Origin of the sequence: Scytonema sp. PRP1, assembly GCF_036697665.2 — a bacterium.
In the GTDB taxonomy this organism is placed as follows: domain Bacteria; phylum Cyanobacteriota; class Cyanobacteriia; order Cyanobacteriales; family Nostocaceae; genus Kalymmatonema; species Kalymmatonema gypsitolerans.
This window is the reverse complement of the sequence record NZ_JBAHYJ020000012.1, coordinates 1-18,185: the sequence shown is the minus strand read 5'-3', so window position 1 is coordinate 18,185 and position 18,185 is coordinate 1. Positions and strand designations below refer to the sequence as shown.

15 protein-coding genes and 1 pseudogene are annotated in these 18,185 nt (G+C 44.0%); 6 read left to right on the top strand and 10 right to left on the bottom strand.

The window, feature by feature from the left end; genetic code table 11:
- Positions 1-120: 120 nt before the first annotated feature.
- Positions 121-828: an ROK family protein gene (locus V5G28_RS01315; protein WP_332992293.1), complete on the top strand. Its 708-nt coding sequence runs from the start codon at positions 121-123 to the stop codon at positions 826-828.
- A 401-nt stretch (positions 829-1,229) separates the two neighbouring features.
- A complete protein-coding gene (locus V5G28_RS01310) occupies positions 1,230-2,060 on the top strand; it encodes a CHAT domain-containing protein (protein WP_332992291.1) in 831 nt (276 codons plus the stop codon).
- 95 nt (positions 2,061-2,155) lie between these two features.
- On the opposite strand, the gene V5G28_RS01305 is transcribed toward V5G28_RS01310, so the two are convergent.
- From V5G28_RS01305 to V5G28_RS01285, 5 genes and pseudogenes are all read right to left on the bottom strand, one after another.
- Entirely contained in the window at positions 2,156-2,347 is a 192-nt protein-coding gene (locus V5G28_RS01305; protein ID WP_332992289.1) for a hypothetical protein, read from the bottom strand.
- 20 nt (positions 2,348-2,367) lie between these two features.
- Positions 2,368-3,093: pseudogene (locus V5G28_RS01300) on the bottom strand (Rpn family recombination-promoting nuclease/putative transposase); the annotation flags it as partial.
- A gap of 564 nt (positions 3,094-3,657) precedes the next feature.
- The gene (locus tag V5G28_RS01295) at positions 3,658-4,008 is read right to left on the bottom strand and encodes a hypothetical protein (RefSeq protein ID WP_332992287.1); all 351 of its coding nucleotides are present in this window, start codon (positions 4,006-4,008) and stop codon (positions 3,658-3,660) included.
- Between the two features lie 22 nt (positions 4,009-4,030).
- On the bottom strand, positions 4,031-4,423 hold the full coding sequence (locus V5G28_RS01290; RefSeq protein ID WP_442994194.1) for an AAA family ATPase: 393 nt from the start codon (positions 4,421-4,423) through the stop codon (positions 4,031-4,033).
- Positions 4,408-5,382 (bottom strand): hypothetical protein, encoded by a 975-nt coding sequence (locus V5G28_RS01285; RefSeq protein ID WP_332992285.1) that lies wholly within the window; start codon positions 5,380-5,382, stop codon positions 4,408-4,410. Before V5G28_RS01285 ends, V5G28_RS01290 begins: the two co-directional genes overlap by 16 nt.
- Positions 5,383-5,999: 617 nt before the next feature.
- On the opposite strand from V5G28_RS01285, the gene V5G28_RS01280 reads away from it, so the two are divergent.
- Positions 6,000-7,019, top strand: a complete 1,020-nt coding sequence (locus V5G28_RS01280; protein WP_332992283.1) for an SDR family oxidoreductase — start codon at positions 6,000-6,002, stop codon at positions 7,017-7,019.
- 428 nt (positions 7,020-7,447) lie between these two features.
- On the opposite strand, the gene V5G28_RS01275 is transcribed toward V5G28_RS01280, so the two are convergent.
- Positions 7,448-7,570, bottom strand: a complete 123-nt coding sequence (locus V5G28_RS01275; protein ID WP_332992281.1) for a hypothetical protein — start codon at positions 7,568-7,570, stop codon at positions 7,448-7,450.
- A gap of 1,073 nt (positions 7,571-8,643) precedes the next feature.
- Here V5G28_RS01275 and V5G28_RS01270 point away from each other — a divergent pair.
- Genes V5G28_RS01270 through V5G28_RS01260 form a run of 3 tightly spaced genes read left to right on the top strand, consistent with a single transcriptional unit; the run spans position 8,644 to position 12,993 of the window.
- Positions 8,644-10,326, top strand: coding sequence for a hypothetical protein (locus tag V5G28_RS01270; protein WP_332992279.1), 1,683 nt, complete (start codon positions 8,644-8,646; stop codon positions 10,324-10,326).
- 35 nt (positions 10,327-10,361) lie between these two features.
- Positions 10,362-11,807: a cytochrome P450 gene (locus V5G28_RS01265; protein WP_332992277.1), complete on the top strand. Its 1,446-nt coding sequence runs from the start codon at positions 10,362-10,364 to the stop codon at positions 11,805-11,807.
- 40 nt (positions 11,808-11,847) lie between these two features.
- The gene (locus V5G28_RS01260) at positions 11,848-12,993 is read left to right on the top strand and encodes a terpene synthase family protein (protein ID WP_332992275.1); all 1,146 of its coding nucleotides are present in this window, start codon (positions 11,848-11,850) and stop codon (positions 12,991-12,993) included.
- Between the two features lie 298 nt (positions 12,994-13,291).
- Here V5G28_RS01260 and V5G28_RS01255 read toward each other — a convergent pair whose 3' ends face one another.
- The 4 genes from V5G28_RS01255 to V5G28_RS01240 all read right to left on the bottom strand — a co-directional run.
- Positions 13,292-16,045, bottom strand: coding sequence for a CHAT domain-containing protein (locus V5G28_RS01255; RefSeq protein ID WP_332992273.1), 2,754 nt, complete (start codon positions 16,043-16,045; stop codon positions 13,292-13,294).
- Between the two features lie 112 nt (positions 16,046-16,157).
- Positions 16,158-16,757 (bottom strand): hypothetical protein, encoded by a 600-nt coding sequence (locus V5G28_RS01250; RefSeq protein WP_332992271.1) that lies wholly within the window; start codon positions 16,755-16,757, stop codon positions 16,158-16,160.
- Positions 16,754-17,788, bottom strand: coding sequence for a ShlB/FhaC/HecB family hemolysin secretion/activation protein (locus tag V5G28_RS01245; protein ID WP_332992405.1), 1,035 nt, complete (start codon positions 17,786-17,788; stop codon positions 16,754-16,756). Before V5G28_RS01245 ends, V5G28_RS01250 begins: the two co-directional genes overlap by 4 nt.
- Positions 17,784-18,185, bottom strand: a 402-nt coding sequence (locus tag V5G28_RS01240; protein ID WP_336229433.1) for a POTRA domain-containing protein, incomplete at its 5' end; no start/stop codon positions are given. The genes V5G28_RS01240 and V5G28_RS01245, both read right to left, overlap by 5 nt.

The following is an 18,185-nucleotide window of genomic DNA, read 5'->3' as shown; positions in this document are numbered from 1 at the left end:
ATACAAAATCTGCCTGAGTATATATTGTATAATACGCAAAAAGCCTAACCATAACCGGATATTTCCTAGATACATTAGAAAATATCAACCAATTAGCACATACTGACGAGAGAAAACCCAATGGTTGAAAAAAATGGAGCTATCCGCACCCTATCAGTTGACATTGGTGGTAGTGGTGTCAAAGTATTGGTTTTGGATATTACAGGAAAACCTTTGACTGAACGGGCGCGAACAGAGACACCGCAACCTCCAAAACCGCAGGCTGTGATTGATGCAATTGTAGGGCTAGCAGCGACTCAAGGTGAGTTTCATCGTGTTTCGGTAGGTTTTCCGGGTGTGGTGCGCGCGGGTGTCACAGAAACAGCCGCGAACTTAGATCCAGAATGGATCGGGTTTGATTTGGCAACAACATTGTCAAAGCGTTTAAACAACCCTGTGCGGGTGATAAATGATGCCGATATGCAGGGTTTGGGGTCAATTTCTGGTAAAGGCGTAGAATTGGTGATTACGCTGGGTACAGGTTTTGGTTCCGCTTTGTTTGTAGATGGTAAACTGGTGCCGAATTTGGAAATGGGGCATCATGAATTTCGTAAAGGGGAGACTTACGAAGAACAGCTAGGACGTGCAACCTTGGAAAAGGTGGGTGAGAAGAAATGGAACAGGCGCTTACAAAAGGCGATCGCATCTCTGGAACATCTGTTCAATTACGATTACCTGTATATCGGCGGCGGTGAAGCAGTGAGAGTTCATATCGAACTGCCGTCAAATGTCAAGATTATTCCCAATATTACTGGTTTATTGGGTGGCATTGCTTTGTGGAAAGATTAAGTAACTCAAGTATTTTATAGCACGGCAACCGCTCTGCGTTCCCCTATCAGCCAACGTACATCCATCAAGGCTTGGGAATGGACGCCAGCCGATACGTAACTAATTTTCCTGTTTTAATTTTTGCTCTAGTTCGTCAAGTTCCTGAGCGACTTTGTCACGTTCAGCATCAGCTTCTTCAATTTGCTTGTCCAGCCTAAAAACGACTAGTACAGCATTTCATTAATTCGTAACGTTTTTAAACGCAGAGGAGCGCTGAGGTAAACGCAAAGGTACACAGAGTCTTCGTTCAAGTTTTCGCTATGAACTTATGGAATCATGTAGTTAGCACCAGTTTTCGATAAAACAGCTTTGCTTTTATCACACGATTCGCGTAAAAAATCTTGTTTTTATAAATATTTAACATGGTAACAGAAGAGCAACGGCGTCGATTAGAACAAAAAAGAAACTCGCTTGAGCAATTGTATAAACTCCAAAGTGAGAAAGTCGAAAGGATACGAGAAGCTTTGATTACTGAAACTGATCCATCACGTAAGTTTCAATATGAAAAGCAGATTCAAGAAGAAGAGTGTATGCTTAAGCAATATGATGATAAGTTATCTGAAATTGAAAATAAGCTGCAACCTGCACCACTCCCAACAAAGTCTGATCCTAAAAAAATACAGCAAAAAATATTGATTTTGGCAGCAATTCCGCAACCGCATAATTTACGTTTAGACAAAGAGATGCGGGAAATTAGAGCAGCGATCGAACGGGCAACAAGACGAGATTTCTTTGAAATTGATGCCAGAACTGCTGTACGTTCTCAAGATATTCGCAGGGCTATAGCAGAAGTACATCCCCAAATTGTTCATTTCTGCGGTCATGGCATGGAAGATGGTAGCTTGGTGTTAGAGGATGATGCAGGAAACCACAAACCTGTATCACCAGAAGGGTTGGCTGCATTGTTTAAATTGTACGCTGAATCTGTGAACTGTGTACTGCTAAATGCCTGTTATTCAGAAAAACCTGCAAAGGCAATTAGCCAATATATTAACTATACAATTGGGATGAACCAACCAATTCAAGACCAAGCGGCGATTGTATTTGCTCAGGGGTTTTATGATGGTCTAGGGTATAACAATTTAGACAATAAAGATATTTTTCAAAGAGCTTTTGATGAAGGTATAGTTGCTATTCAAATGGAAAATATTGCACATGGACAAATACCAGTTTTAAAGAAAAAGCTTGGATGAAAAAAAGCTAAAAAATAGCGAGTTTCAAATCGTTTCATGAAAATTAACTACCCTTCAGAACCCCGACTTCTCTAAGAAGTCGGGGATCTTGTTTGTCACGAAGAAGATTGTTGCTGCGCTGCTTGCTCCACTTCTTCTACAGTCAATTCTAACTCCCGTGCCACTTGTTCCACAGTCAACCCCAATCTTAACAACAGAGGTACTGTTCTGAATTTTTCCCGACGGACACCTTCCTCAAACGCTTCCCGATAAAACCGTGTTTGCTTTAATTCATTCAAGCTAAACATTATCTCTATCTTCTCTCGACTTATTGATTGGAAGATTGCTGTTGCGTTGCCTCTTGCACTTCTTCTACAGTCAATTCTAACTCCCGTGCCACTTGTTCGACAGTCAACCCTAATCTTAACAACAGAGGTACTGTTCTGAACTTTTCCCTACGGACACCTTCTTCTACTCCTTCTTGCTTACCTTCCTCAAACGCTTCTTGATAAACGCGTGTTTGCTTTAATTCACTCAATCCAAACATTGCTTCTATCTCCTCTCGACTCATTGTCGGAAACTTGTAAATTAAAATCGTCTCTATCAATTGTAGTAATTGCTGCTGTTGCTGTTGTGAACTTATCTCCTGTTGAGTTCTATCTATCAACTCCCTTGCTTTCTCAATTGCTGTATCTTCATTCTCAATCACTAACTTGACAGTTGCAATGGAAATAGGTGACGATACAGCCTCACCTAATTCATCAAGGTAGATACGGCTAACACGCTGACTGGAAAAGAATTCACGATAATGTTTAATATCTGCTGTATCTATACTCCTAGTGGGATATAACACAGCAGCACGCCAGTCATTTTGTGGTTGATTTTGCCGTAGGTATAAAAAGATTTCTGCAAACAGTCGAGCGTAAATTTCCGCGTCTGTTTGAAACTGAACTTCCACAAAGTAAAGCGGGTTATCACCTTCTTGTGTAGGAAGAAATACACCATCAATTCTAAAAGCTGTTTGCTTGACTTCAACTGATGAAAATTGATAAGCATCGACAAAATTCTGGACTTCAAAGGTTGCTTGATACGGTTGTCACTACCCAATGGTTGGGTAGATAACAGATTTGGAACTTCTAATTGTAAAGTTTGTGGAAATCCCTTGTCCTTCGCGCGATGGGTTCCTTTTCCTTGCAATTTTCTGAATTGAGCCTTTGCCTCCTCTTGATTACCATAGGCAAAGCTCGCCATACCACGAGCATATATCAATAGCGACTTAAATTCTTCCAATTCGCTCAGCGGTTCTGCTATTGTTTCTACCAATGAAGCCATTCGCATGACTTCCGGTCTATCCTTCTCATCTAATTGCGAGAATGCGAATGCCAGTTCACGAGCTGCCTCACTAGGTCGCGTATGTGCTAAAGCCATCCACCGCTGAGCTTGGGCAAAGTCTTGAATATCGGGATCATCACTCCATAGCTGCTGGCGTACATAGTCAAGTAAAAAGTCCGATAATTCATTAATCCGCTTTTGACCAAACTTTTCATCTTCTTTCAATCGACTCAGTAGCACATTTCGCACTACCACATCCATCTCGTAAAGTTCGTGCCCGACTTCATCACACAGGTTCGAGCAGTATACCTTGGCGTCCAATCTGATTGGCAGTTGCTTCCAAATCTAACTCTGTCGCTGCTCCCTCACGTACTGGGCGGCGCAAGTAGCGGCAAATCTGTTTCATTTGCCGTTCAGTTACAGGAAAATACTCGCTGGTCAGAATGAGGCGACTTTCAGGAATTTCCTCATTTCTACTGGTAGCTTGCAGCACTGCTTGAGCTACTTGTACCTCATCTTTTATCGTTTGTGTCAATTCTAAAGGTAGAGCGGAAGCAGACGGACTTGGAGTTGGTTCGAGAGGGGCGATACTGTGACTAATCGGCTGTTGAGGCTTCTGTTGAAATACCCAGCGCAAAAGTACATACCCACCATACCCACTACTTCACATAGGTAGCCGGATCGCTAATGCGTGGGATTTCCTCATCTTTGATGATGCGACCTGTTGCAGCCAATTGGGCATCGCGTAAGCGGCTCACCGCATCGTAAGTATACAGACCATCCTTTGCCCGGCTGGTAGACTTAATGTACCAAGCCTCAATCGGCAAACCAAGTTCGTAAGCCACAGCACGAGCCAACCTTGTCTTACCACATCCCGGTTCCCCCTTTAGCAAAAGTGGTCGTTCGAGGTAAATAGCCAGGTTAACAGCTTCTATCAGGTCTTCATTCGGTAAGTAAGGATACAACACCTGCCCAGTTACATCTCGTTCTCCCGCCTGTGGCTGTGCTTTGCCAGTGTACTCTAGTTGTTTGGGAGTTAAATTTTTAACCATCTCTCCCTTTCTTCATACCAATTGAAGCCACACAGGTCGCAGATTTCCGATATTGCTAGTTCTGGAACCCCATTATCACTGTTGTCTAAAATCACCTGGGCTAGATCTTCGATCTGATTAATGACTTCAACCAAAGGCAATGTGTCGAACTCAGTCTCAACTGTCTCAATCCAGTCAGTCAGAACGCGATCACAAAATGGAGTAATCGTTGGTAGTTTGATAGGAATTTTCGGTTCCCAAGTTGGCTCTAATTGTTCAGCGAACATCGTATCCTGAGAATCCACACAGCCTTCATAATCCACTAAAAACATCAGTAACTGGAATTTTGTTTGGGATACAACGTCTCGTGCTTGACTTGCAAATGGCAACCAAAAGTCGTGGAGTAGCTCTTGCAAGTACCCTTCTGGCATACAATCCACGCCATGGAAAACAAGGATGACATTCTGTGTCTTCCACCAGTGAAAAACTCGTTCAGCAATATCTGGGGGTGAGTGTTGTCTCCCCAAGCCAACACAACCGCCAAGTTCGCGCCACAAAGCGCTAATATCTCTTCTGCGCCCGATGCGGTCAAGTTGAATTCGTACCATTTTACCCATAGTGCCAAACCGCACATGCTGCCTGACTAAGCGATTTAGCAACCAACGTTGTCCGTAATCTAGCGATCCGTGAATTAGGAAAGCCCCTATTGACTCTGCTTTGAGAAATTTGAGGAATGAGCGCACTTGCTCCCGGTAGCCTAATTTGAGCAAGGCACGGTATAATTCTTCACTGCAAGCTATTGCCTCTACATTTTCAATCAGCTGTGCGATTTCACTTCGTTCGGCTTCAGCTTCCTCTATCTGCTTGTTCAAAGAGAAAATACCTGCAGCATCTGTTGCAGTCACCTTGGCTTGCCTTAGAAAAAGAATTTTCTCTTCTAGCAGGTTAAGTAATTTTTCCAGTTCTTCACGTTTATTCATGTACGTCTTGAAGAGTAGGCATCACTCAGTCAGTTGTTGTGGGCGTTTGCAGTAGCTGCTCAATGCTTTTAGCTACTATATGGGAATTGGCTGTTACAGATTCTCCGTGTAAACATTGCCCCTTCAATGAGACAACAGGGTCAAGTTTTCTGTTAGTGCCTTTAATAGAGGCAATTGCTAGACCACAAGATTCAGGAAATACATACAATCTTTAGCGTATATTTATGTAATACATTAGTATTAATCATGAATTATGCGAAAAACAATGACTAGCACCCCAAATGTCATCGTTATTTAGTCTGATTCTAAGATTTATCTTAATCTAAGCATTCCCACAGTGCCCCATGTCACAGCCATACCTGCAATTTCTGAACTTAAACCTTTGACTGAATTTGAATGCAAAGAGCTAAAAAAGAAATATTTTTTTACAAAACACTGTCGAAGATGACAACAAACCAATTTGGACTATCAAAGCCTTCGACATGACAGGAACACAGGCGGGCGATCGCCCAAAGCACCCCTACTCTTTAGAAATAAACCACTGCTCACACCTGCGAAAGATGAACATTGGCTTAATAAAGCTTAATACAGAAGGGAGAGGGTACGGATGATAAATCATGCAATTAAAGCCAATTAATCAGCAAGTTGTTGCCATCGTTGGGGCTTCCAGTGGTATAGGAAGAGAAGCAGCGCTAAGATTTGCCCAACGCGGTGCAAAAGTCATGGTAGCTGCACGCAGTGAACCAGGGTTAAAGTCTTTGGTAGAGGAAATTCAAAGCTTTGGCGGTGAAGCAACATATGTTATTGCGGATGTCAGCGATTTTGAACAAGTTAAGGCGATCGCAGACAAAACCGTAGCGCTATACGGAAGATTGGATACCTGGGTTCATGCTGCGGCTACAGGTGTACTTGCTCCTTTTGAGAACATTACACCAGAGGAGTTTCAACGCGTCATTGATGTCACCTTGATGGGACAGGTACATGGTGCAATGGCGGCACTGCCCTATCTCAAACAAGAGGGACGCGGGGCGTTAATTCATATTTCCTCAGTGGAAGGTGTACGTGCTCTACCACTGCAAAGCCCTTACTCTGCTGCCAAGCATGGTGTAGAAGGTTTCTTAGAAGCACTGCGCGTTGAGTTGCAACACGAAAATTTGCCCATCAGCGTTACATCAATAAAACCTTCGGTGATTAACACGCCTTACTACAACAAGGTTCGCACCAAACTAGGGGTTAAGCCTACAGGCATACCACCGTATTATCAACCCAGCATTGTTGTTGATGCCATTCTCTACACGGCCGAACACCCCACTCGTGATTTTATCGCCGGGGATGTAGGCAGAATTCTGGATGTGTTGCAGCGCCTTTCACCAGAACTTGTAGATTCCATATTGGCGGTTATCGGCATTCCGGGACAGCGCACCAACGAACCAAAGTCAGAGGACGCACCAGACAATCTTTTTGCACCCGCCATCCCAGAGTACGACCGAGTTAAGGGAGACTTTGACCATCTGGTGATACCAACTTTCTTGGATTGGTTCGATATGAATCCACCCGTGAAGTGGGGTGCGGTTGCTTTTGCGGCGCTGGGTGTTGCAGCGTTACTTGGCGGCTGGCGTCCTGGGAATGATGTTTGATATTAGGGATTTCCAAGAAATAAATTATCGCGCCTTGTGGGATGGGATTGGGGAGCGTCCTATAAACTGGGCGGGCAAGGATGCCCACCCCACAAGAAAAGTTCCGAACTGTGTTATCAATAATGATCAAATTACTGTCAGGGTTAACTGTTAATCTTCCCGTGCTTTGGGCAGAGGCACAAGTTCCAAAGTAAGCCCATACTCCACCAGTTGCTATAAATGTAGTCAGGCATACTTGCCATTTCCAACTCTTACGTCTGATAATCATTTCAATGTATACCTCCTAAAAAAGGGTATGTTGGCAGTAAGCCCATCCTGAGAAGCCGTTAAGTCGAATCAGTTAGGGCTGATTAATCAGTGGTTTTTGAAGCATGAGTACACCCTACCGTAACTTTTACAGCGCTGATTCTATGATGAGACCACAAATCCTACGGCGGCATTGCCCGTAAAACCCTAGGCGATCGCCATTTAAAATGTTGGTGAAGAATACCCACCTCAATCAAAAGCTCTGTAAGATGCACCAGCACAGTGCGACGGGTGGGCGATCGCATCCCTGGATAGCAATTACTTTAACTTTATTTAAAAAGGAGATGTAGCCTACTCTTTACCTTCTTATGGCAAGAAGACGGTCTGCAATCAAACTGTTCCTCAGTTCTTTTTAATTAGTTCTTTGGAAGTCTTCATCCTCAATGTTTGGTAAGCAGGGGTTTGAATTCCAGGGCAAACGCCGGAATGTCAATAAGAATGTCTCAATTTTAATAAAGTCCAAAATAATCGCAGTCAACGCGAATGCTGATTGACTAAAGTTTAGGCGATCGCGCCCAGTTCAGTCGTATGCAGGGCGATCGCCTGAAGGGCAGTGGGCAGAGTCCAATGGCTTTGACTTGTGTGAAAATCACTCAAAGGATAAATTCTTATTGTTTTGTTAATACATTAACTAAGGTTTTTGTCAAGATTAATGAGATGGGTTTGGCTTGGTTTGAATCCTCTTTTCATTGATTCTCCTTGCCCTCTTAAAGTTTTGAAATTTTACGAAAAATTTTGCAAAAAAGTTTGCTAACTTAAATTAATTATTTATAATTAGAGGAAATTATTCAAATTTTGAAAGCTTTTTCTTGTGAAGAGTTTGGGTTTTGTATTGTAAAAAACATTTGTCTTGAAAATAAACATCATGTTCTCAATCAAGAGTCAAAGTATTTTCAATCAAAGGATTTGAATATATCTCTGCTGTAAGTGACAGACGAAGGATTATTAGATGGTTCTTAATCATCTTATGATTAGCTAAGTCACACTTGTCATATGAGATTTTACACAAATGATGCAAGACGGCTGCCAATACATTTCGGTTAGTGATGTTTCCGCTCTATGAGATCCCCCAACCCCCTTAAAAAGGGGGCAGATGGTTCCCCCCTTTTTAAGGGGGGCTAGGGGGGATCAAGTACTATCCGAAAAGTATTGAGACGGCTGCTACACACTTCTTATCTGCAAGTTAAACGCATATAGGCTGAAAATTTTTAACAATCTACCGATGAGAAAATCTCACAACAAAACATAAAAATTTTTCAGCATAACTGCCTGATTTTCATTGCAGACATCCTTGAAATTTAGCAAAGGAAAGCTAAAGATGGTTATTTCTTTAACCAAGCAAAGTCAGCGTACATTATTAGCCTTAAAGCTACGAGATATGGTGTTGGCTTTACTGCAAGAGATGGTAGCTGACTATGACGAAAAGTGGGGTGGAGGGAAAATGTCCGCCGCACCTTATGATGTTGCTTGGGTGGCTATGGTACGGGAGCCACATAATCCTAAACGGCTAGCCTTTCCAGACTCTTTCAACTGGCTTCTTAGGTATCAATCAATAGATGGTAGCTGGGGTTATCCACCGCAGACAATAGTACCTACCCTGGCAGGTCTTTTAGCCTTGCTGAAAGCCCCACAGCAAACTGAATCAACTCGCAATGCTGCTAAGCGTGCAGAAGCTCACCTACGCACTGCCTTAAGACAATGGTCAATTGCTAATTACGAAAGCGTTGCCTTTGAAATTTTAGTTCCAAAACATTTGGAAGAACTGGAAAACTTAGGTGTGGTGTTTGAGTTTTCAGAGAAGGCTGAACTGTTAAAAATTTATCACCACAAGTTGAGCATCTCCTCCCCAGAACTCCTTTACAGTGGCAAATCTGGCTTGATTCATTCTGTAGAAGCTTTCACCCCTTCTGTTGATTTTCAGCGCTTAAAGCCACTGCAGATAACCAACGGTAGCTATGGCAACTCACCTGCAGCTACTGCTGCTGTTTTGATTCATAGTCCACAGTGGGATACGGCTGCTGCTGATTGGCTAACACATTTATCGAATCAGGCTCGCAGGGCTGGCGATCCGGGTGCTATGCCCAATGCTTATCCGATTGATGTTTTTGAGGGATCTTGGGTCTTATACAACCTTGTCAAAGGAGGAGTCGATTTCAAAGATGAAGCTTTTCGCTCAGTTGCAAAGAAGTTATTAGTCTGGTTGCAAGAAAGCTTAACCCAGAAGGGAGCAAGCATCAGCCGATTCATAGGAATACCAACAGACTCAGATGATACCGGAATGGTACTAGCAACGCATAATTTGTTGGCTGACAAAATAGGAATGAAAACAGTTTCAGTGGACTGTTTACAGAACTTTGAGCGCGACACTTACTTTACTTGCTTTGAATTGGAAAGAGGTATTTCTTTAAGCGCCAACGTTCATGTGCTGGCAGCTTTATTAAGCGTACCCACTCCCCCTGATTGGGTTGTGAAAAACAACACTATTAACAAAGTGATTGACTACCTCTACAGCACAAGGAACAGTGCTGGTTACTGGGAAGATAAGTGGCACTTGAGTCCTTTTTACGTTACAGCAATTGCAACGATGGCTTTAGCACAACACCCATCCCTATCCGTACGAAATCAGTTGAAACCTACAGTTGAATGGGTTTTAACAACTCAGTCAGCAAAAGACGGTGGTTGGAGCATGAATGGCAGTGGATGCTCAACGTTGGAAGAGACAGCTTACGCTCTGCAGATTTTGAATACTGTTAGGCAAAAACCACTAGAAAAAACACTACCAACAACCCAATCAAGCTTAAGACAAGCTATTAGAAGGGGCGTGGACTACTTATGGCAGCATTTCGATGAATTGAGTTCTACTACAGAAATAGTCGGAAATTCCAGATTACCTCGTCTATGGCGGGGTAAAGAGTTGTATTTGCCTTCACGGGTAGTATTTTCGGCAGTGCTGGCGGTGCTATGTCAGGGTTTTGCAAGCGAGCAGACTGTTGCTGGATAGCCTAGATCAACAAAAATAGGGAGAGTAGTAAGAACATGGAAATCAAAGAAGTTGAACAACAGGAAACTTTAAAAAACGCAGATATAGCACGTGAGCAGCAAAACAATCAACCATCTCGTTTTGACTCTTCCCCCACCCCAAAAACCTGCCCTGTCGTGCGTGGATATCCCTTGGTTGGTGTCTTACCCGAGGTATTGCTTAATCCTCTGCGGTTGTTTCAACGAGCAGTTAAAGACCACCCAGGCGAGATAGTCGCACTGAAATTAGGACCTATCCAAGCTCATTTAGTCACTCACCCTGACCATGTTCAGTACGTATTGAACGATAATTGGCAGAATTTCGGCAAGGGTGAGGTCCTGTGGGAGGCAATGCGGCAAGTGGCAGGTAATAGTTTGGTTACGAGTCAGGGCGAAAGCTGGTTTCGCAGTCGGCGCTTAATGCAGCCCATGTTTACAGCCAACCAAGCCAATGCTTTGACGGAACTTTCAGTCAAAATCATTGCTTCGGAGCTGGCACGTTTTGAAAAAGCAGCAGATGGTGGAGCAATCGACATGGAAAATGAAATGGCGCTGCTCACGCAAAGCGTTACCCTAGGCGTGATATTCAGTTCGAGTATCGACCGCTCTAGAGCTGAAACTTTGGTCGAGGCGCTAAAGGTTCTCATGCAAGGACTCAGCCGTCGTTTGTTCCTTTGCTTTCTCCCCAAGCAGTTCCCGATACCAGGAGAGAGAGCTTTTCGCAACGCCATCCAAACCACCGACGATACAATTCTCACTATCATTCGCACTAGACGCCAGAGTGGTCTTAACCACGGCGACCTGCTTGAGCGGTTGCTGCAAGCCCGTGATGAACAAAGCAAGACTGGGATGAACGATCAACAACTGCGGAACGAGAGCGTCGTGCTTTTCCTTGCTGGCTACGAGACGACGTCTACCACACTGACATGGATCTGGTATCTGCTTGACAAACACCCGGAAGTGGAGCGCAAACTTCGGGCAGAGATTGACGCTGTCATTGGCAAACGCCATCCCACCTCTGCCGACGTTGTTAAACTGCAGTACACCAAGATGGTCATCCAGGAAGCTATGCGGTTCTATCCGCCAGGCTGGTTCTTGACGCGAGTCGTCCAAGCGGATGATGTTATCGATGGTTATGCGCTCAAAGCAGGGACTACGGTTTTGCTGTGCCAATATTTAACCCATCGTCTGCCCGAGTTCTGGGAGCGACCGGAAGTTTTCGACCCAGAACGATTCGCCCCAGAACACTCTAGGCAGCGACATCCCTACAGCTACTTTCCATTTGGTGGTGGACCACGCTATTGTATTGGCAAACATCTCGCCCTTTTGCAAACACAATTGACTGTCGCCATGATAATGCAGAAGTACCGACTACGGTGTGTCCCTGGACATCCTGTCGAGGCGTTGCCTGGAATCACTCTCCGTCCACGCTATGGTTTACGAATGATTGTGGAACCAGTTTGATGTGGGTCGTATCAAATTTAGGATTTTTAGAGGTAAAGTCATGGCAATTCAAAATACAGCAGTTAGGGTGAATGTGTCTGAACCCTTTGACTGGCGCGCTTTTGTCAAAAAGCACAAACCAGGTCAAGATTCTGAGCTTCAACGCCAGCGACTAAGCATGTACCAAAGAGTGCTTCCCGAACTGGAAAAGTGGTCTACTGTATCTGGGCTTAATATTGCGGAGTGGTCTGCTGTATACGGGTATGATTTGGCAAAGGGACGCGTGAACTCTAGTGCTTACTATGGAGTTTGCGGCGTAGAGTCAATAGATTATGACCTTTCATTGCTTTTGGCGAAATTCTGTTTTTGGCTATATGCCCTCGATATACGCCTTGATGATAGTCCCTCAATCAGTTCTCTTGATGCTCGAGCAATGGAGATTATTAGTCCTTTCAAAGACCAACTGATTCAGCAAGGAATCTTAAATTTCACATCAGACCTTCCAGTCGTTCCGAACAAGGAGGAGGATAATAGCATAGACCGGAGAATGGCGCAGGCACTGTCGGAGATTTACTTAAGTTTAAAACAAGTTTGTAGCACAAGGCTCAGGAGCAGCGATCGGGAATTCTGCCTATCGAACTTTGTTAACGAACTTGCTGCAGTCATCAAAGCAATGCACTGGGAGAGGAAGCATAGTCTTGTGTTTCAGCAAGCCGATCCCCTGAGCCCTGCTCAAGATTTACAGATCACTGTGGAAGAATACTTAGATCTGGCACGCATCACAACCTGTTACCGGGTCGCAGCATCGTCTGTAGTTGCCTTTGAAACTGCTCCGTCAGCAACCTGGGTTCAGTGGGAAGAAGCAATGAGATATGGTGCCAGAATAGTACGTCTTGCGAACGATTTAGCGACTGCATTGCGAGAAATGGAGGAAGGCAAAATTAACGCAGTCTCAATAGTCCTGCGTGATTTAGGATTCAATCCGTTCGCCACCTATAGCTTGGACAGTCCCGAAATTCGGGAAGCTTTACGTCTACTCAAAGAACGAATGGAAGTGGAACTGATTCGATTCAACCAACAATTAAAAGCTTTGCCGCTTTCTGGTCCGCTTGCCCACAACGTACTTGTCAATATGGCATTTACCGTGGCTATGTATGAAAAAGGCGATTTTGAAGCTGAACTTCCTTCCCAAGCAAAAAAGAGCTAACACTTATTTAGAGAAACTTTTCTCGTTACAAGGCAGAGCCTTGTAACGCAATTTCTAGAGGCTCTGCCTGCAATATTTTAACGGGAGGCAGAGCCTCCCAAAATGCTTTCCCCGCCTGAAGGCTGGGAACGAGTCGGCACAAAAGTTTGGTCTTAACAAGGGTGCCATTCGGCGGAAGCCCTTACTACTAGCCTTAGGCAATAATATTTAGTTAAGGGTTATTTGTAACAATTTCATGCGTGTAATGAAAGTGCATGCACTTTCATTACATTACATAGGTTAAACGGTAACACCAAGCCTACTGCCAATTGCCCACCAAAACATAAGATGCCCAGTAATAAGGATGAGGAGGTAAAGCTCTCATTTCTTCAAATGGGGGCTTTGTCTTAAGCGACTGTATCAAAGACAATTGAGCCATCCTGAGGGCATCTAATTTTTTCTCTCCTGGTTTTTTTAAGTCTTGGTAAAATTTACCCATCACTTCAGCCGTGGAAGCATCTCCCACAGGCCAGAGAGTAGCGAGAGTACTGCGTGCGCCAGAACGCACGGCAACTCCTGCCAAACCTAAAACAGCACGTTCATCACCAGTGGCGGTTTCGCAAGCACTCAGCACGAGTAGTTCCAAGTTGTTTTCTGCTTCTCTCAATAAAGCACTTAACTCATTGATGCTGATACTTTTTCCATCTCCTGTAATAATAAAGTTTTTTTCGGGATTTGAACTGAAAAGCCCATGAGTCGCTAAGTGGACAACAGGAAAATTAAATTTCATCTGGTTTTGAATAGTTTTTGCCGTAAATTCTTGATTAAGAAGCTTCATAGAAGAAGGAAACGCTTCTTTAATATCATTTAATTCTTTAGGCACATTAGTCAGTGCAGGAAAAATCTCTTCTTGTACTTTAATTTGCTCACTGACTCCAGCTGCTAAAACCTTAAGCTGTTTCTGCTTGATTAGTTTAGAGTCTACGAGTTGTAAACTTGGAACCAGAGCAACGTTATATTTTTCAATCAGATATTGTTGACCATCGTAGAGTGCAGCCATTGGCACTCTCTGCAATTGACCATTGGGTACAAAGACTAAAGTTTTAATTTTATTAGCATTTAACTCTGTCTCAAAAGGTTTGATTAACCACTGATAAACCTGTCCAAAAATTGGTAAAAGTCTCTGGATATTTTCTTTTAACTCCTGCGGATCTGGGTTAGAAGTGGATAAAATGTTGCGAGCAGAAGTATTCACAGTTACGTTATCTAAGTTATCATAAAGCCGATCTAGAATGTCATTAACTTGTTCCTCACTGATAGGAATTGCAACTTCTTGCAAAGGTTTTCCTGGTAAAGACAAGATAACTTCTAAGCGCTCTTTCAAAACAATAGGATAGATAACAGCTGCTTGGGGATCTATATCATCAATCTGCACCGCAATATCCGTTTCCTCTGAACAGGGGTCTTGAAAAAAGTTGTCTAATTCTGCTAATTGTAGAGACTCGATAACTCTGCGAGCAAACTCTAAACGGCTTTTAGGCTTGTTCCCCTCAACTTGTTCCTTTTTAATGCTAGAGTTCGATACCACTAGGGCATTTAACTCACTTGGACTAAGTTGTGATTTCAAAAGTAAATCTGCTAGTTCTAGATAGACAGGTTTGACCTCTTGGAGAAAGTCAAATTGGACATCTCGATTGTTTGCGTTTAAATCGCTGCGCAGAGACTGAAGAGTGTTGAAGGCAGCTGTGTAAGCAGTAATTGCTCCTTTTGTATCTCCTTGTTCTCTGAGTAAACTGCCTAACTGAGATTGCCAAACATAACTAATTTCCCGTGCATCCCCTGTGATATTTTGTCCCGGAGCTAAAACCAGAGCTTGCCGAGTCAGTTCAATTGCCCGACTTAGCTGTCCCTGTTCATGGTATAATCTAGCGAGATAACCGAGAGCATAAGTTTGTGCTCGCCTGTCTTGCAAGGTGACAGCGTCTTGCAGCGCGGCGTTCAAAATCGGTTCAACCTTGTCTATTTGTTTGCTTTGGATTAAACCTTGAGCAAAGTTAATCTGAGCGTAGATTGCTGCACGATTTGGGGAAAGACTGGCAAGAGTGGATTCAATTTGACTTTGCAAAGCTTGTCGATCTTGACTCAACCTCACTTCTAACTGGGACAAAAAATCCTTTCCCCGTTGAATCAACTGAGATTCTCCAAACTTAGACCAAGAAGCGATACGCCGATTCGTTTGCTCTTCCCACCATTTTTGGAGTTCTAGTAATAGTTTAAAGTGATTGAGCTGTGCCTGAATTTTAGGAATTGGCGAAGCTGATGTCACCGTTGCTGCTTCGACGTAGTTATTAAAAGCTTGTTGGTAAGGCGCTAAAGCAGCTTGCTGAGATTTGCGGTCTATAATGTCAGTAACCACCTCATAGTCCCAACGGTCTCGTGTTTGCTTTCCGATCGCGCGTTCAGTGTTGCCTAAACTCAGCAAAACAGCACTTGACTCTGGTGATTGTTTCAGGACTGACAAACTCAACTGCAAAACTTTTTTGGACTGGTTCAACAATCCCTGTCTTCGCAAAACTTCACCGAGGCTACGCAAGCCAACAGCTTGGGTTGGCGAAATAGAGTTTCGCTGTTGAGAGTTTGTGAGGAAGTCATCTATTTGTGCTTGACTACAGCTTGGGTTATTAATGGCAAAAGCTTCGAGTAAAGTCTTGCACGCTTTGGGATATAATCCTAAATCTTGAAGAGCTTGGGATTTGTTGATCAGGCTCTTAGTTATCCCCTCGCGATCGCCCATTCGCTTATAAGCTTGAGCTGCTTGTTCCCACAACTTTGCTGCTTCATCAAATTTTCCGGCATTGTAGCGTTGTTGACCTTCTCGTGCCAGTTGTAGCGCAGGGCTAGAAGAATTCGGGATTTTCTTCGGGTAGGGTGCCTTTTGGGCATATTCCGAATTTTGCTCCTTGACTCCTGCGCGGCTTGTATTCGACCAAGTTGAAATACTCAGCGTGAACACCAGTCCAAACAAGACTAGAAGGATAAAGACAAATATACGACGGTATTTTTTAATAATCATATCAATTGCAGTTTAAAATCAATCTTATGGTAGTTTTTAATTAGGTAAAATATCGGTTGCTTGTAGGGGGCAAAAGCTTTGCTCATACGTGTCTAAGGCAAGAACCTTATAATTACCTTGCCTTGTTCCCAGTCTTTTTCTTGTTGTTTGCCTTGTTCCCAGTCAGAGACTGGGAATACCATTGGGAGGCTCTGCCTTGCTTACTTGCGGCACCGCCCCAAGCGCATTTCCTGCTTAGACCTGGAAACGAGATTTTCTTGTTGTTATATTGCCCACAATTTTCGTACAACCCCACCCCGGTTTTGTCTTGCGCCAAAACCGCCCCTCCCCTTAATAAGGGGAGGGGATTAAGGGGTGGGGTCAAACCAACGTGGGATAAAGGTTGCCTTGTTCCCAGTCTTTGGCTGGGAATACGATTGGGAGGCAGAACCTGGCTTACTTGCGGCACCGCCCCAAGCGCATTTCCAGCTTCGACCTGGAAACGAGATTTTAGAATTGCCTTGTTCCCAGTCAGAGACTGGGAGTACCATTGGGAGGCTCTGCCTTGCTTACTTGCGGCACCGCCCCAAGCGCATTTCCAGCTTCGACCTGGAAACGAGATGTTAAAAGGGTTTTGGCTTAAGTTGACACAGATGAGCAATGCTGTCCTCCTACCATGTGGTTTGTAGTCTATGCAATTGAGAAGCGCTGTCATTCCCCATTCTGGTTTCAAAACGGTCTGTACTCCAGTTGAAAATACACGCCATTTTCTTGCCATGTCCTTTTTGTCGAATTAATATCTATTAAAGGAATACCCCAGTCTAAGCGAGCCGTGAAGTTGTCCCCCATCTGCCAGATGAAACCGAATCCTACACCTACTAAGGTATTAGGGTCTGGAGTGTTTCCATTTGTGTTCCAGCCAATGCCAAAATCGATGAATGGTGCAAACTGTAAAGTTCCTTCCACCTCTGGTACTCGGACAATGGGCAGCCGTGCCTCTACAGAAGCAGAAATACCATTGTCAGTGAGCAGAGCATCCTGACGATAACCCCTTACACTTGCTTGACCCCCCAAGCTAAACTGCTCTCGAGAAAGTAAAGAATCACCTGCCAATTGGATGTTGGAACGGACTAACAAGTTAGGACCAATGGCAGGCTTACCTGTTGCTTCTCCTAAGCGCCGCAAATACAGCATTTGCCCCCGCCAAACGAAAAATTGACTATCTGGTTCGCTGCTGTTAACAGTGGCATCAAAGGCACCGATGCCAAAACTAAATTCAGAACGAGCAGCTAAAACATCTTGACGGCTCCGTTGCAGCCATTCTTGACCAAAGTTCAACTCGGAAATACGGGTTTTTCCATTGACATCTGCTCCTGGGAACAAAGGAAAGTTAGCTCCTAAAATGGAAGAATCACTTTCTCGCCTAGCTGCCGTGAAACTGAGGGCAAATTCTTGGCTGCGTTCTGGAGTGGCTGTTTGAATAATTGGTTGGCGAAAGGTGAGTTCAAACTCGCGAGAGTCTACCTCGATGTCCAAATTGTTGAAAGGCGGTTCAACGATGTTGTTGTTGCTAATCCGGTAATCAAAGCGTAGCGTGCCATTACGGGGATTGATGGGTAAGGTGTAGCTGCCCTCAAACCTATTGCTGCCATCGGTATTAATGTAGGCAAAACTCAACTGATCTCCCAGTCCTAGGAGGTTAGCTTCCGATATCTCGACACCGCGTTCAAAACTGCCAACGCCAGGGTTGCGGTTATTATCAATCCTGAATTCGGTGACAAACGTTTTCGCTCCCCTTAACCGTCACCTCTAGGGAATCTGCACCAGGTTTCGTTCCAGCTGTCAGTTCAGCATCTAAGCTTTCAATTAAGGGGTTCAGTTGCAGCAATTGCAGTGCTTCTTGTAGGCGGTTGATGTTGAGGGGTTTTGAAGCAGCTAAAGCAATGCGACTGCGAACATAGTTTGGATTCAGCCGCCCTTTGGCAATATTCACCTTAATTTCTTCCAGCCTACCTTCAAGTACCTGAATTTTGACGGTACCTGATTGAATTTCTTGACTGGGTATGTAGGCACCTGAGGTGATATAGCCCTTTTTAGGATAAAGCTCAGTAACTTTATTAGCCGCTTGCAGGAGTTGGTCAAAAGTGATGGGTTGCCCTAT